We start from the raw sequence: 13,753 nt of genomic DNA, 5'->3' as shown, positions 1-13,753 counted from the left end.
AGCCTGGTTACTGAATGCTGATTGCACCAAACTTACATTTTTCATAACAAGCACCACACTTAATACAAGTCTCCTGACTGATTAAATGAGGTTCTTTCTTATCTCCGGTAATCGCATCAACCGGACAAACGCGCGAACATAGTGTACAACCGATACATTTTTCGGCCTCAATCACATACTGCATCAGCGACTTACACTGACCTGCCGGACATTTCCCGTCACGAACGTGTGCTTCATACTCATCAGCAAAGTTTTCCATGGTTGACAGAACCGGGTTAGGCGATGTTTGACCTAATCCACAAAGAGAAGTATCCTTAATTACATTACTCAGGTTACGTAATAAAGTAAGGTCTTCTTCTGTTCCTTTGCCTTCAGTCAACTTATCAAGCATTTCGTATAAGCGCTTGTTACCAATACGACAAGGCGCACACTTACCACACGATTCTTCAACTGTAAAATCTAAATAGAATTTGGCTACAGAAACCATACAATCGTCCTCATCCATTACAATCATACCACCTGAGCCCATCATTGAGCCACAAGCTAACAGGTTATCGTAATCGATAGGAATATCCAGATGCTTTTCAGTTAAGCAGCCACCTGATGGGCCACCGGTCTGAACAGCTTTAAACTTTTTACCATCTTTAATACCACCACCAATATCGAAAATTACTTCGCGAAGTGTGGTACCCATTGGCACTTCAATAAGTCCAACATTATTTACTTTACCAGCCAGGGCAAATACCTTGGTTCCTTTACTCTTTTCGGTACCGATACTGCTGAACCACTCGGCCCCTTCGAGGATAATAACCGGTATATTAGCATAAGTTTCAACGTTATTTACGTTGGTTGGCATACCCTTGTAACCACTCTCTGAGGGGAATGGCGGTTTCACGGTTGGCTCACCACGCAATCCTTCCATGGAGTGAATCAATGATGTTTCTTCTCCACAAACGAAAGCACCTGCACCATAGCGTAATTCAACATCAAAACTAAAGCCTGTACCAAAAATATCTTCACCTAACAAACCATACTCTCGGGCTTGATTAATGGCAATCTTTAAGCGTGAAATAGCCAATGGATACTCGGCACGGATGTAAATCAATCCTTTAGTAGCACCGGTACAATACCCGTTAATAGCCATCGCCTCCAATACTGCATGTGGATCTCCTTCAAGAATAGAACGATCCATAAAAGCCCCCGGGTCACCTTCATCGGCATTACACACCACATATTTTTGCTCAGCTTCCACTTTACGTGTGATGTCCCACTTTAATCCTGTTGGGAAACCACCACCACCGCGACCGCGAAGACCAGAGTCAATAATCACTTTAATAGCTTCTTCAGGTGTCAGTTCAGTTAACACTTTACCTAAAGCAGCATATCCATCACGAGCAATGTACTCATCAATATTTTCAGGGTTGATAAAACCACAATTACGCAAGGCAATACGTATCTGTTTTTTGTAGAAGCCCATATCTTTCGATTCCGAAACACGTTCCTGTGTCTCTGGATCGGTATAAAGTAAACGTTCTACTTTACGTCCTTTTACTAAATGCTCTGATACAATTTCAGTGGCATCTTCAGGTGTTACCTGCACGTAAAAAGTATTGTCGGGTACCATTTTAACAACAGGACCTTTCTCACAAAAACCGAAGCAACCGGTTCTCACTACTTGTACTTCATTCTCAAGGCTATTCTCCTCAATTACTTTCCCAAGATTTTGTACAATTTCTTCACCCTGTGATGCACGGCAGCCAGTTCCGCCACATACAAGGATATGATTCTTATATTTAGCCATAGTGCAAAAAACTATTCGTTTTTATTCTCTTTTACTGTTTCGTAATTTACCGGGATGATGCCATCCACCAGTTCACCTCTAATAATGTACTTCTCAATGATTTCATTGGCCTTTTTATTATCCACATGACCAAAAACCACTGGTGCACTATTGGGCAGCGTGACTTCGATAGTTGGTTCTGCATAGCAGTAACCCATACATCCGGTTTGAGTAACTATGGCATCTATAGCCTGACGATCCATTTCTTCAATCATATGGTTCATCACTTCCTTAGCTCCTGAGGCAATTCCACAGGTAGCCATCGACACTTTCACCTGAACCAGTTTATCAGGATGGTCGCTTTTCTCGCGCAAACTCACTTTTGTTTGCAGTTCATCGCGCATTTTGCGCAAATCAGCAAGAGATTTAACTTTTGACATAGCGATTGGTTATTATTAATTACACATTCTTTTGTTTGTCTGGTTGCCCGATTTAATCAGGCTTTTAATCAAATTCTATATTTAATTCCCTTAAATTTTCCTCAATCATTTCCTTCAAAAAACTTGTTACTTTCGGCAGGCGAATGTCTACATCTCCTAATACTTCTTTTACCTCATTGGTGCTTATTGCAAACTGTTCATCTCCACATTGAACTTCAAATTGCAGATTAACACCATCATTACCTGTCATCATCATGGCTGCTGTGGATGCAATGTCACCCATTGGCGGCCTGTCAATGTGTTTTCTTCCAAACTGCGCGGTTAAAGTCGTACCAACGCCAAGCGTCGATTCTATTTCCACATGTCCACCGGTTAGCTCTGCATTTTGCTGTATAAGTGGAATACCCATCCCCACTTTACGAGTAGTGCGTGATGTATAAAAAGGATCGCGTACTTTTTGCAGCGTAACCTCATCCATACCTGTCCCATCATCCTGCACCGTTATGGTCAACCAGTATTCATCCATCACAATGAATAGTGTTACATTTTCAGCTTTGGCTCTTACAGAGTTCTGGACAATATCCATAATATGCATTGATAAATCCTTCATTACCTCAATTCAATTACTCTTCTTCCTTCAACATTGTGCAATGCCTTTCGAAACTCCTCGAAACTGGGCTCTTCCATTTCTACAACGGTATAGTGTATGCCTATCTGCTCCGGAAAATGAGCATCGGATGAGCGCAACACAGTAAATTGTTTAAGTTCGGTATGCTTATTAAGCTGTTCCTCCACATTGTATCGCGAGCTTATTCCAATGGCGTCGGGTTTTATATCAAATGGCATAAATCCCAACTGGCTGTATACACTAAAACTTGGTCTGAAGATGTGTGCAGGTATAAACAAACCATCCAGCTCTCTCACTTTAGATTCCACCTCATCAATAGACTGGTCAATGGCACTAATCAACAACCGCTCTTCCTGTCCAAGTATTTCTTCATCGGCATCTACCCACACCTGATGGCCAAACCTTTCCGGATCATTGGGTATTTCAGGCAGATGCTTATCCAGATACGCCTGAAAAGCGTCAAGTTTTTCAAAATTTTCAAAGAACGTTAAACAGTGTACTTCTTCTTTGGTAGTGACCTCAGCTCCGCAAAACACTGTTACTCCCTTTTGCTGTCCAACCTTATACACTTCGGCGCATTGCCTGGTGCTGTTATGGTCAGTTATTCCAATTATATCGATTCCTCGCTCTAAGGCTTTATCAACAATGACAACCGGACTCATCTCTAAACTTCCACATGGAGATAAGACGGTGTGCATGTGCAAATCGGCCTTAAAGCGTCTCATCACTATTCATTGAGCATTTGATACAATTTACCGGATAACTCAAACGTCTCCATTTCGGTGCTTAACAAAGGTATCCCTTCATCATTACTCTGATTAATGGTGTTCTCATCCGCCTCCAATCCTTTAACGATAATTACAGCCGCTACCTCTTTAAGTGATGCAACCGCCATTACATTACGGTGAGTCTGCAGAGTTATCCACACATCACCCTCATCCACATTTCCCATTACATCACTCAATAAGTCAGATGTATAACCACCTGTTATTTCATTCTGAAGGCCTTCTTCGCCTCCAATTACTTTGAGATCCAGTTTTTCAATGATATCAGCAACCTTCATCTTTATATATATTTTAATGCCTCAGACATAGACTTGCGTTTCTCAATAGTTACATATTAGCCTCATCCTTAGCACCTTTTTTCTTACAATCTTTATCTAAACGATCCTTCCCCCAGGTCTTCTCAATGATACGAATTGAATGCTGAGGATCCAGTTTCTTACTCTTTTCCATCATGCGCTGCAGAAAGACGCAATTCGACAAATTAGCTTCTTTACGCACAATGTCTTTAGCCAGACTTTCACAATTTGGAGCACCGCATGCTCCACAGTCAATACCAGGCAAATAGCACATCATTCGACGAACACGTTCCATCTTCTTTAATGCAATACTCATGTCTTCGTCAAGCACCATCATCGAGCGTGGTTCAACCCTGCCAACGTAGTTATTATTCTTAATCAATTGCCTGTGAGCATCGGAGATATTCTGCACATACTTGCCAGATGCATTGATGCGTTCTGCCCTATTCTTGAGCCGTTCAACGGTTAGAAATCTGTTTTCGGTTAACAAAACACCACCGGCACAACTCTGATCACATGCTCTTAATTCAAGAAAGTCTACATTAATAATTTCATCATTTTCAACTTTCTCTAAGAAAGAAATAACATTATGAATCTCATCTATCGCCAGGCAACGGCCAGTCATCTGGCTGGCCTCTCCATCAGTTAGGCTCCAGTTGAGTCCTTTGGGAGAAAGGTAAGGCACTGTTTCTTCACATGAGAATTGGGTGTTACTACGTGTTTTCAGCACGTGGTACACTTTGTTATACAGAAAGTCCATGTTGATAACACCATCAACATTTGACATGTCATCACCAACCGGACTCTTTACTGTAGCTATTTTGGAAGCACAGGGTGTCACATAAAATACCCCTATCTCATCGGCACTTTTTCCTTCTTCCTGAAGTAATTCGCGATAATACATGGCCGTGGTATCGATAGGTGGTTTTATGGGTATTATATTGTTCACCAACCCAGGAAAACGCACCTGAATGAGGCGAACAATTGATGGACAGAAAGCACTTATCATTGGCTTGTCTCTATCCGACTTTAGTTCATCCAGCATCGATTCATTGATGACATCAACAGTAGCTTCAGCCGGCACTACATGAGTAAATCCCAAGCCTTTGAGCACATCAATGATTTCACACTCTTTAATTTGCTTAGAAAACTGACCTATAAACACCGACGGTAGAACAGCCACCCGGTATTTAAAATTGAAGATTTTCTCAAAATCATCCTGTTCAACGTAGAAAGCATCTACCGGACATGATTTCATACATTCGCCACAGTCAACACACCAGTTTTTCCGAATAGAGGCAATACCATCGCGGATACGAATGGCATCGGTTGGACATACATTCATACAATGGGTACATCCAAAGCATAAATCCTTATCCACTTTTAATGCATGATAAAACTGTTGCTCGCTCATAGCCATTCTCAATTAACTTGTCAATTTAGTTGTAAGCTCAACGACTGTTCCTTCACCAACCTTACTGCTAATATCAATTACATCGGCATTTCTCTTCATATTAGGCAAGCCCATACCTGCACCAAATCCCATCTCGCGCACCATGGCCGATGCAGTTGAGTAACCCACCTGCATAGCTAAATCAATATCTGGTATCCCGGGTCCTTCATCCTCAATACGAATATGTATTCGGCTGGGATCAATATCAACTAACACCATTCCTTTGTATGCATGAGCTACAACGTTCACTTCTCCTTCGTATAGAGCTACTACAATGCGCTTTATTATTTTCGGATCAACATTTAGCTGTTTAAGTACTTTTTTGACATTACTGGCTGCATTACCAGCCTTGGCAAAATTCCCTCCTTCAACTTCGTAGCTAAACTTCATATTCAATTATCAATACACAGGACAAACACCTGCATCGTGCAACATCCCAATTGTTCTGAACATCGAATACTTACATTCTATCAGAACAGTATTATTTTCACTAGCCACATCAATCATCTCAGGGGTCACCTTTTTGCCCCGCACAAACACTATACAGTTAATATCCGCCATTTCAGCGGTTCTTACAGTTTGCATATTGGTTAAGCCGGTAATCAGCACCAGGTGTTCTGACTCAAGGGTCAAGACATCACTCATTAAATCACTGGCAAATGCATACCTCACTTCATTTTCAATAAGATCAACACCGCAAACAACTTGGGCATCCAGCAGTTCGGCTATTTTTCTTATTTTAATTGATGTCGCCATATTTGTTATTCTTAGCTAGGTTAATGTTGCTAATTATTAAAGAAATATTTCCTGATTACTACAGCAAACTAATACTAATATACCGAGAAAAAAAAGGCCAGAAGTCTGTTTTCAATAATACAGAACAAGTCTAAATTAATTCCCAACAAATCACTTGGCAGACATAGGAATAACTTACAAATTAAAAGCGCCACTAAAAGCTGAATATCAATCTAGAAGCTTTTGAAGATTCATGATTTACATCATGTTTACTTACATATATTCGATTGTTACATCTTTCAGGAATCTGACTTCCAAAAGACGCATGATGCGTTTTACAACTGTGCGCCTGATTTCCAGCTCCACAGGCAGATTAGGATCCTGATGTGCTACATTTATTCTGGTACCGTTAAGGATGTGAATGCGGTCACTTTCAAATAGCATCTTTATGATTTGGTCAGCAGGTCCCTTGGAAAGTCGTGTATTAACCGTATAGGTTTCCAATAAACGAGCCAATTTACCCAGTGTCAGAATACCTTCAGTTACCAGGTTGATACTTTCCATGTAGGAAACGGGCGGCAATTCGTTGTCTTCAGACTCAAAACCTGCATCAAATTTTAGCGCCAGCTCACGAGCGACAATTTCAGCGGTTGTTCCGCCAGCAATAATTTTACGCCCCTTAAACTGCTTGACTTTTAAAGAGAAAGCAAAATCATTACTATCTTCAAAAGGCGGGCCAGTAATTAACAGTAACTTGCGTGGCTCCCGATAGTATATAACGCCACATGAGGAGTCATCTTTGGGCTTATCACCATCATGTAACTGGGCCATATTAATGACTTTTTGCGCCAGCTTACCCGAGGATGCAAATGGGGTGTACTTCACAATCTTTTGCACATACTCGCCTAACTCTTCTCTACCCCAACCAAAGGGGAAAGCTCTTGTACCCATGCCAGACTGTACAATACCATCTGACCAGAAGAAAACTCTATCCTCTAATTGGGCCTTAAACTTGCAGATGCGGAGTTTCTTACCCTTATTTTGTTCTCCATCAAGAATTAAATCTTCCCAGCCAGGATCATATTCATCCATTCCCCTCATTATCATACACAACGGATTATCGTATTCCACAATAGTAGTGGTTCCGTCATCCTCAATATCAATAATAGTAAAAGTGCTGTAACTAACCTTTCGCACACTACATACCGGTAAGGTATTCATAATTATTTCGGCTGAACGAGCCACTTCCCTGTGTTCTATCGTGAAGTTCATAGCCATTGAAGCCGTTAATGTTGCAAGAACATTAGCCTTAACACCACTTCCCATACCATCGGAAAGCACAGCAATTATCCGCCCCTCCTCCTTTATCCGCCTGGAAAGAAAGACATCGCCACAGATTATCTCACCAACATGATTGTTTTGGCGACACTCAACGTCAATAAAGTATTTATTTACCGGATCCATGCTTTTCGCCTAACTGTTGCGCTTCGATTATGCTATTGAGGGTCTTCTCTGTTTTGGAGGCACTCTCGCCCAGTAAGAAAGCAATTTGCTGAACCGTTTCCAGATTCTCCTTAATCACGTCACGGGCCCGCTTTATTACTTCTTCCTTTCGAACCTCTGGGGTTATCAAGTCTCGTATTATTCCTCCAACTATTTCATGCCGCTTAATGGTAAAAACAGATACGTTAATGATTGAATTGGCGAATTCAACATCACGCTCCAATACATCTTGCCCCGACTGCAAAACCGATGCAAACACCTTATGAAAATCAACCAGACTTTTCAATTCAGCCCCTTTCAAACCAGGCACCACTTCTGCTATTTCACGTGCATCATCTCCAATCATCTCCACAAAGCGCTGATTGGCTTCAATCACATTAAGTCCTTCATCAACTATAACTACCCCCGCCCTTAACTTATTTAACATGGCCGTAGTTGTTTCAGCAGCTTCACGAGCCAGTTTTTCTTCTACTCTGGCCTTTTCCTCACTTATCACTAAAGCTTCCTGCGTCTTCCTGTATTTTTCATTGGATGCATTCACCTTATTGACATATGATCGCAGCTTTTTGATGGAGAAAGTGTAGCACTGTTCATAGTCGGTTAAGCCCTGTAAGTGGGCCACTGCAAATTCTCTGCATGATGGATAACCACAAGCACCACAACCCAGCTGATCTTCTTGCTTCGATTTACCCATATCGGCCAGAACTGCATCTATCTGTTCCTTAGATGGAATTGGCAGTCGAATATCTTTAGATTTAAAGTTTCTGTTTAAATCAAGGGTTTTAAACTCTTCAATATCCAGGCGCCACTGATAGGCATCAATGGCTTTCATGCGCTTATTAACATACTTAATCACCTGCGAACGCCGGGTAAATTTCTTACCTCCCTGCGATGTACCGGGTCCTTGTATGCAACCCTTGCAATAGAACAGATCGAGGTGCTGATTAAGCTGGTTTTCCTGCTTAAATTCTTTAATTGATTGCAAAAAGTTAGTTCGACCTTCGGTGATAATGATATCTCCCTCGAGCAAACCTTGATTGATATCTACCGCTTGAAACAATCCATGGGATATCGGAAATAGTCCACCTTTGCGGCCCAATGGCGGATCAAACTCACTAAATTCAACAGTTTTTTCAGTGATGCCCTTCTGAGCAAACAGCTGCCGCAATTCAACAAACGTAAGTACACCATCAATATGCCCATCGGTATGATAAAATTGCTTCTTTTCATCTTTAGCTGCAGTACATGCTGTGAGGTAAACGATTTTAACATCATCACCATAGCGCTTGTGAATAATTTTTGCCATGGCAATGTATGGCGGCACAATTGGTGCCAGGTTTTCGACCAGCTCCGGCTCTTGTTTCTCTATATAGCTGACAACAGGCGGACATTTGGTGGTAATATAGTGCTTACCCTGAAAACTGTCCACCAGGTCCTTGTACTTGTATGCCACCAAGTCAACCGCAAAAGACATTTCCGTAACAATGTCAAAGCCAATTTCCCGTATCATTGCTACAAACTTTCGATAATCTGCCACATCTGTAAATTCGCCAGATATAGCCGGATCACAAATAGCAGCAACCTTATCATTTTGACCAATTAAACTCTTAACAATCTCTACATCGCTACGGTACTGAATAGCCTGCTGAGCACACATGGTAACACACTGGCCGCAGCCAATACACCTGTCAGGCAGTATCTGTGCATATTTGTCAGCTATTTTAATGGCCTTGGCCGGACATACTCTAACACAAGTATAACTAAGATTACATTTATCCTTATCAGTTACAATCAATTGCCCCATACGTTTACTTTTCCTTTTCTACATCGAAGTAGCTGGTTAGAATCTCATACACATTATCAACGGTTACCTGCGAAAACAAAGTCGTATCTATTTTTAATACCGGACCTTCTTCACACTTACCCCCACACAAATCGCCATGGAAGAAGACCTCGGCAGATAACTGATGTTCTTTCAGAAACTCTTTCACTACTTCTAAAACATCTTTATTTCCTCTTGAGAAACATGAGCTTCCGAGACAAATAATTATTTCATGCTTAGTATCCATACTCCTAAAAACTCGAATTTCAAGTTCAAAATAGTAAAAAGAAACCGACCTAAGCCGGTTTCAGAAAATTAATATCGATTTCTTTCTGTATAATGCGTATGCAATAACTTATGCGACACATGCCCAAGAGGCTCTTTCAGAAACTCTTCATACAAATGCATCACTTCCGGATTTTCATGCGATTTCCTGATTGGTTTGTGTCTGTCTTCGGCATAAATGGCCTCACTCCGCTTCTTACGAATGGCTGGTGACGTAGGTATTGGCTGACCTCCGCCTCCTAGGCAACCACCCGGACAAGCCATTATCTCTATGAAATGGTACTCAGCTTTACCGTCTCGCACGGCTTCCATTATCTTTTTAGCATTTGATAAACCATGAGCCACGCATGTTTTAAGCTCGACTCCTTCCAGAAAATCCCACTCGGGCAACACATTCTCAATTTTAATATTGGCTTCTCTGATGCTTTCCATGCCACGAACAGGTGTTATTTCCAGGTTTTCAAACGGCACCTCTCGACCAGTCACTACCTCGTATGCTGTTCGCAAAGCAGCTTCCATCACTCCACCTGTTGCTCCAAAAATAACAGCAGCACCACTCGACTCACCCATTATACTGTCAAACTCATCGTCGGGCAAAGAAGCAAAGTCAATACCAGCTTGCTTAATCATCAATGCCAGCTCTCTCGTCGTTAACACATAGTCAACATCCTTATATCCGCTGCTGCGCATTTCAGGTCGATCAGCCTCATATTTTTTGGCGGTGCATGGCATTATTGACACACTCACCATATTTTCGGGTTCAACACCAATTTTATTAGCATAGAAGGTTTTTGCCAATGCACCAAACATTTGTTGCGGCGATTTAGCTGTTGATACATTAGGCAAATATTCTGGAAAAGCATGTTCGATAAACTTCACCCAACCGGGCGAACATGATGTGGTCATAGGTAATTTAACGCTATCATCCTTATCTTTTACTACTTTCTTCAGGCGATGCAACAGCTCATTTCCCTCTTCTATAATGGTAAGGTCAGCCGTAAAATCGGTATCCAAAACCGAACTGAAGCCCAATCGACGTAGAGCAGATACCATTTTACCCGTAACAATTTCACCGGCAGGCATCCCCAGGGCTTCTCCCAAAGCAATTCTCACAGCAGGAGCAGTTTGAACAACCACATGCTTTCTTTCAGAATTAAGTGAAGACCATACTTCATCGAGATATGTTTTTTCGGTTAACGCACCGGTTGGACATCGGTTAACACACTGCCCACAATTTGTACAAACTACCTCAAACATCGGTTTCTCGAAGAAAGAGGATATTTTCATATGCTCTCCTTTGTGTGCCACTGTCAAGGCACTTATGCTCTGTAGCTGGTCACAGGTGCGCACACACCGTTGGCACCGTATACATTTACTGTCATCTTTAATGATAGATGGGGAAAAGTTATCGATTGTATAGCCTTTATGAGCAACAAGGTCAATAAACCCATTCTCACCAACAATATATTCCGATGCCAGTTCCTGCAATTCGCATTTTCCATTTTTATAGCACCTGGTACAATCAGCCCGGTGTTCACTCACCAGCAATTCCACAATCTGCTTGCGGGCGTTGCGCACTTTCATGCTGTTGGTATGTATCTCCATGCCTTCGGACACTGGCATCGCACAGGCAGGCAACAACCTGTCACTACCTGCTTGTTCAACCACACACACACGACAATTACCAGCGACACACAAATCCTCATGATAGCACAATGTTGGAATACGAATATTAATTTTCCGGGCTGCCTCAAGTATTGTGGAACCTCCATTAATACTAACAGCTATATTATCTATTTTTAGATTAATCTTATCAGACATAACAATTGGATGAAAGGTTAGTAAATCATTTCTTCTCGGAAATTTTCCACAATGGATGAGAATGAATTAGCGACTGATTGCCCTAATCCACATTTGGCGGTAACGCGCATCGCTTCGGCTAAATCCAATAACTTATCCAAATAAACAGATGGTTGCTCGCCTTTTTTAACTGCCTGAATACCTAAAAGCAATTGCTGGGTTCCAACCCTGCATGGCGTGCACTGACCACAAGATTCCTCAACAAAGAAATCAAGATAATTGTGCAACACGTTATACATGGAACGTGATGAATTAAATATCATCATAGAACCACCCGTCGGCAATGATGTTCCTCGTAATTTGCCCTGATAGCCAATTATCGTTTTTTCAAATCGTTTGCGTGGCACACAAAACCCTGAAGCCCCACCTACCTGAACAGCTTTGGAGTCACCATCACCAAAATCGTCCACAAACTTTTGCAGCGACATACCAAACTCCAGTTCATAGATGCCTGGTATGGGGGTATCGCCCGAAACAGAAAACACTTTAGACCCTCTTGAATCCTGCACACCTAAGTCTTTAAATTTCTCAGGCCCGTATTTCATTATTGAATACGTATGTGCGAGGGTTTCTACATTGTTAATAACGGTTGGACGGTTCATATATCCACAATCGGTTGGGAATGGAGGTTTATTTCGAGGTTCACCTCGCTTTCCTTCCATACTCTCAAATAACGCACTTTCTTCTCCGCAGATGTAGGCGCCACTTCCCATAAATATTTCTACTCTGAAGTTAACACCACACTCATCTAGAATGCCATGAAAATCATCGATAATCTCTAAAAGCTGGCTTTTTAGGAAACTGTATTCACCTCTGAGGTAAATAAATCCTTGTTTAGCACCAATAATGTGGGCACAAACAGCCATACCTGTCAACACCTTATGCGGTACACTTGATAGAATTTCGCGATCTTTAAAAGTGCCAGGTTCACCTTCATCCGCATTACAAATCACATACTTATTCTCGGCTTCTGCTTCAGCTGCCAGTTTCCATTTTAAGCCGGTTGGGAAACCTGCTCCTCCACGCCCTTTCAACCCTGAACTGATTAAATCATTGATCACTTCATCATTGCTTCGGGCTAGTGTTTTCTTTAATATTGTTTTGGTATCGTGCTCATTCTTAAAAATGAGGTCGAGTCGTTGTAAGTTCTTTTTCATCTGTTTAAGTTTATCTTTAGTTGGCAGGTGAACTCTCGCTGAATTTGATTCATCCTAATGGATGTCAATTAGTATGTTACAATTTGCGTTCGTTTAACTTGCCTGATAATTACTTGAACGACCAAAGGTTCTAAATCAGAGTCTTTTAATATTAATCGACTCTCAATTGGTTCGTTTAAACTATGATGTCACACTTGATAGAATACATTAAAGCTATTTTGCCTTATTTTCGTACAACCAAATGTTTATTACATAATATGTTGAGACGCATGCCACAGTCAATAATAAATATGAACCTGGCATTGGTGTTTACAGGTTATTAGCTAGGTCATATAGAGAAGGTGAATTGTTGCTTTGATATTAATTAGCACTAATTTCCTTCTTTTTATAGCTCATAATTACTTCGCGCACTTTTTCAGGCGTAAGCTCGGTATAAGGCTCATCATTGATGAGCATTGCCGGCCCCTTATGACACTGACCTAAACAATTGGTTTCCAACAGTGTAAATTTACCATCATGCGTTGTTTCGCCCAGGTTAATCTTTAGAACTGTTTCCAACTCTTTAATAATTTGATTTTTACCATGCATCATGCAGGTAATTGTTTTACAAACGCGAATAACATACTTTCCCAAAGGCTTGGTGTGGAGGAAGGAGTAGAAAGTTGCCGTGCCATAAACCTGGGCTGCCGAGATATTTAATTCGCGGGCAACTTCTACCATGGCATCTTCAGAAATGTGCTGCTCTTGGTGTACAATTCCTTGAAGAATGGGTAAAAGGCTTTCCATTGTCCGGCCATGTTGGTCAGCCAATCCTTTTACCAATTGTTTAACTTCAGTCATAACTGTTGATTTAAGGGATTAAAATAAACTTGGTATAAAGAATTATTTCTTTAAAAGTTAAGTTTTTTTAACACTTAATTCCATGATTTTTCTCATAATTATAGAAATTAATCGCTATTAATACTGATTCTTAATAGCTATCTATCAACATATTATTACCTATTTATGT

General features: G+C 41.1%; 14 protein-coding genes. All 14 read right to left on the bottom strand.

Going from position 1 to position 13,753, the window contains the following annotated elements; genetic code table 11:
- Positions 1-7 precede the first annotated feature (7 nt).
- The 14 genes from KEM09_RS11715 to nuoE all read right to left on the bottom strand — a co-directional run bounded on the left by KEM09_RS11715 (position 8) and on the right by nuoE (position 13,584).
- Positions 8-1,801, bottom strand: coding sequence for an NADH-quinone oxidoreductase subunit NuoF (locus tag KEM09_RS11715; RefSeq protein ID WP_212228524.1), 1,794 nt, complete (start codon positions 1,799-1,801; stop codon positions 8-10).
- An 11-nt stretch (positions 1,802-1,812) separates the two neighbouring features.
- Entirely contained in the window at positions 1,813-2,220 is a 408-nt protein-coding gene (locus KEM09_RS11710) for a (2Fe-2S) ferredoxin domain-containing protein (RefSeq protein WP_212228522.1), read from the bottom strand.
- A gap of 64 nt (positions 2,221-2,284) precedes the next feature.
- Positions 2,285-2,830 (bottom strand): ATP-binding protein, encoded by a 546-nt coding sequence (locus KEM09_RS11705; RefSeq protein WP_212228520.1) that lies wholly within the window; start codon positions 2,828-2,830, stop codon positions 2,285-2,287.
- On the bottom strand, positions 2,830-3,573 hold the full coding sequence (locus KEM09_RS11700; protein WP_244824974.1) for a PHP domain-containing protein: 744 nt from the start codon (positions 3,571-3,573) through the stop codon (positions 2,830-2,832). The genes KEM09_RS11705 and KEM09_RS11700 overlap by 1 nt, the downstream gene beginning before the upstream one ends.
- A 2-nt stretch (positions 3,574-3,575) precedes the next feature.
- Positions 3,576-3,911: a DRTGG domain-containing protein gene (locus KEM09_RS11695; protein WP_212228516.1), complete on the bottom strand. Its 336-nt coding sequence runs from the start codon at positions 3,909-3,911 to the stop codon at positions 3,576-3,578.
- Positions 3,912-3,960: 49 nt separating this feature from the next.
- Positions 3,961-5,343, bottom strand: coding sequence for a [Fe-Fe] hydrogenase large subunit C-terminal domain-containing protein (locus KEM09_RS11690; RefSeq protein WP_212188045.1), 1,383 nt, complete (start codon positions 5,341-5,343; stop codon positions 3,961-3,963).
- A 12-nt stretch (positions 5,344-5,355) separates the two neighbouring features.
- The gene (locus tag KEM09_RS11685) at positions 5,356-5,772 is read right to left on the bottom strand and encodes an ATP-binding protein (protein WP_212188046.1); all 417 of its coding nucleotides are present in this window, start codon (positions 5,770-5,772) and stop codon (positions 5,356-5,358) included.
- Positions 5,773-5,781: 9 nt separating this feature from the next.
- Positions 5,782-6,138 (bottom strand): DRTGG domain-containing protein, encoded by a 357-nt coding sequence (locus KEM09_RS11680; protein ID WP_244824973.1) that lies wholly within the window; start codon positions 6,136-6,138, stop codon positions 5,782-5,784.
- Between the two features lie 252 nt (positions 6,139-6,390).
- Complete coding sequence (locus tag KEM09_RS11675; protein ID WP_212228514.1) at positions 6,391-7,581, bottom strand: SpoIIE family protein phosphatase; 1,191 nt, start codon at positions 7,579-7,581, stop codon at positions 6,391-6,393.
- Positions 7,565-9,424 carry a [Fe-Fe] hydrogenase large subunit C-terminal domain-containing protein gene (locus tag KEM09_RS11670; protein ID WP_212228512.1) on the bottom strand — a complete coding sequence of 620 codons (1,860 nt, stop codon included), beginning with the start codon at positions 9,422-9,424 and terminating at the stop codon, positions 7,565-7,567. The genes KEM09_RS11675 and KEM09_RS11670 overlap by 17 nt, the downstream gene beginning before the upstream one ends.
- Before the next feature lie 4 nt (positions 9,425-9,428).
- Positions 9,429-9,689, bottom strand: a complete 261-nt coding sequence (locus tag KEM09_RS11665) for an NAD(P)H-dependent oxidoreductase subunit E (protein WP_212188049.1) — start codon at positions 9,687-9,689, stop codon at positions 9,429-9,431.
- A gap of 68 nt (positions 9,690-9,757) precedes the next feature.
- The gene (locus KEM09_RS11660) at positions 9,758-11,548 is read right to left on the bottom strand and encodes an NADH-dependent [FeFe] hydrogenase, group A6 (RefSeq protein WP_212228510.1); all 1,791 of its coding nucleotides are present in this window, start codon (positions 11,546-11,548) and stop codon (positions 9,758-9,760) included.
- 17 nt (positions 11,549-11,565) lie between these two features.
- Entirely contained in the window at positions 11,566-12,744 is a 1,179-nt protein-coding gene (locus tag KEM09_RS11655; protein WP_212228508.1) for an NADH-ubiquinone oxidoreductase-F iron-sulfur binding region domain-containing protein, read from the bottom strand.
- Between the two features lie 360 nt (positions 12,745-13,104).
- Positions 13,105-13,584 (bottom strand): NADH-quinone oxidoreductase subunit NuoE, encoded by a 480-nt coding sequence (gene nuoE, locus KEM09_RS11650; protein ID WP_212228506.1) that lies wholly within the window; start codon positions 13,582-13,584, stop codon positions 13,105-13,107.
- Positions 13,585-13,753 lie beyond the last annotated feature (169 nt).

Source organism: Carboxylicivirga mesophila (assembly GCF_018271975.1).
GTDB classification, from domain to species: domain Bacteria; phylum Bacteroidota; class Bacteroidia; order Bacteroidales; family Marinilabiliaceae; genus Carboxylicivirga; species Carboxylicivirga mesophila.
The sequence above is the reverse complement of the archived record's forward strand: the minus strand, read 5'-3'. Positions and strand labels throughout refer to the sequence as shown.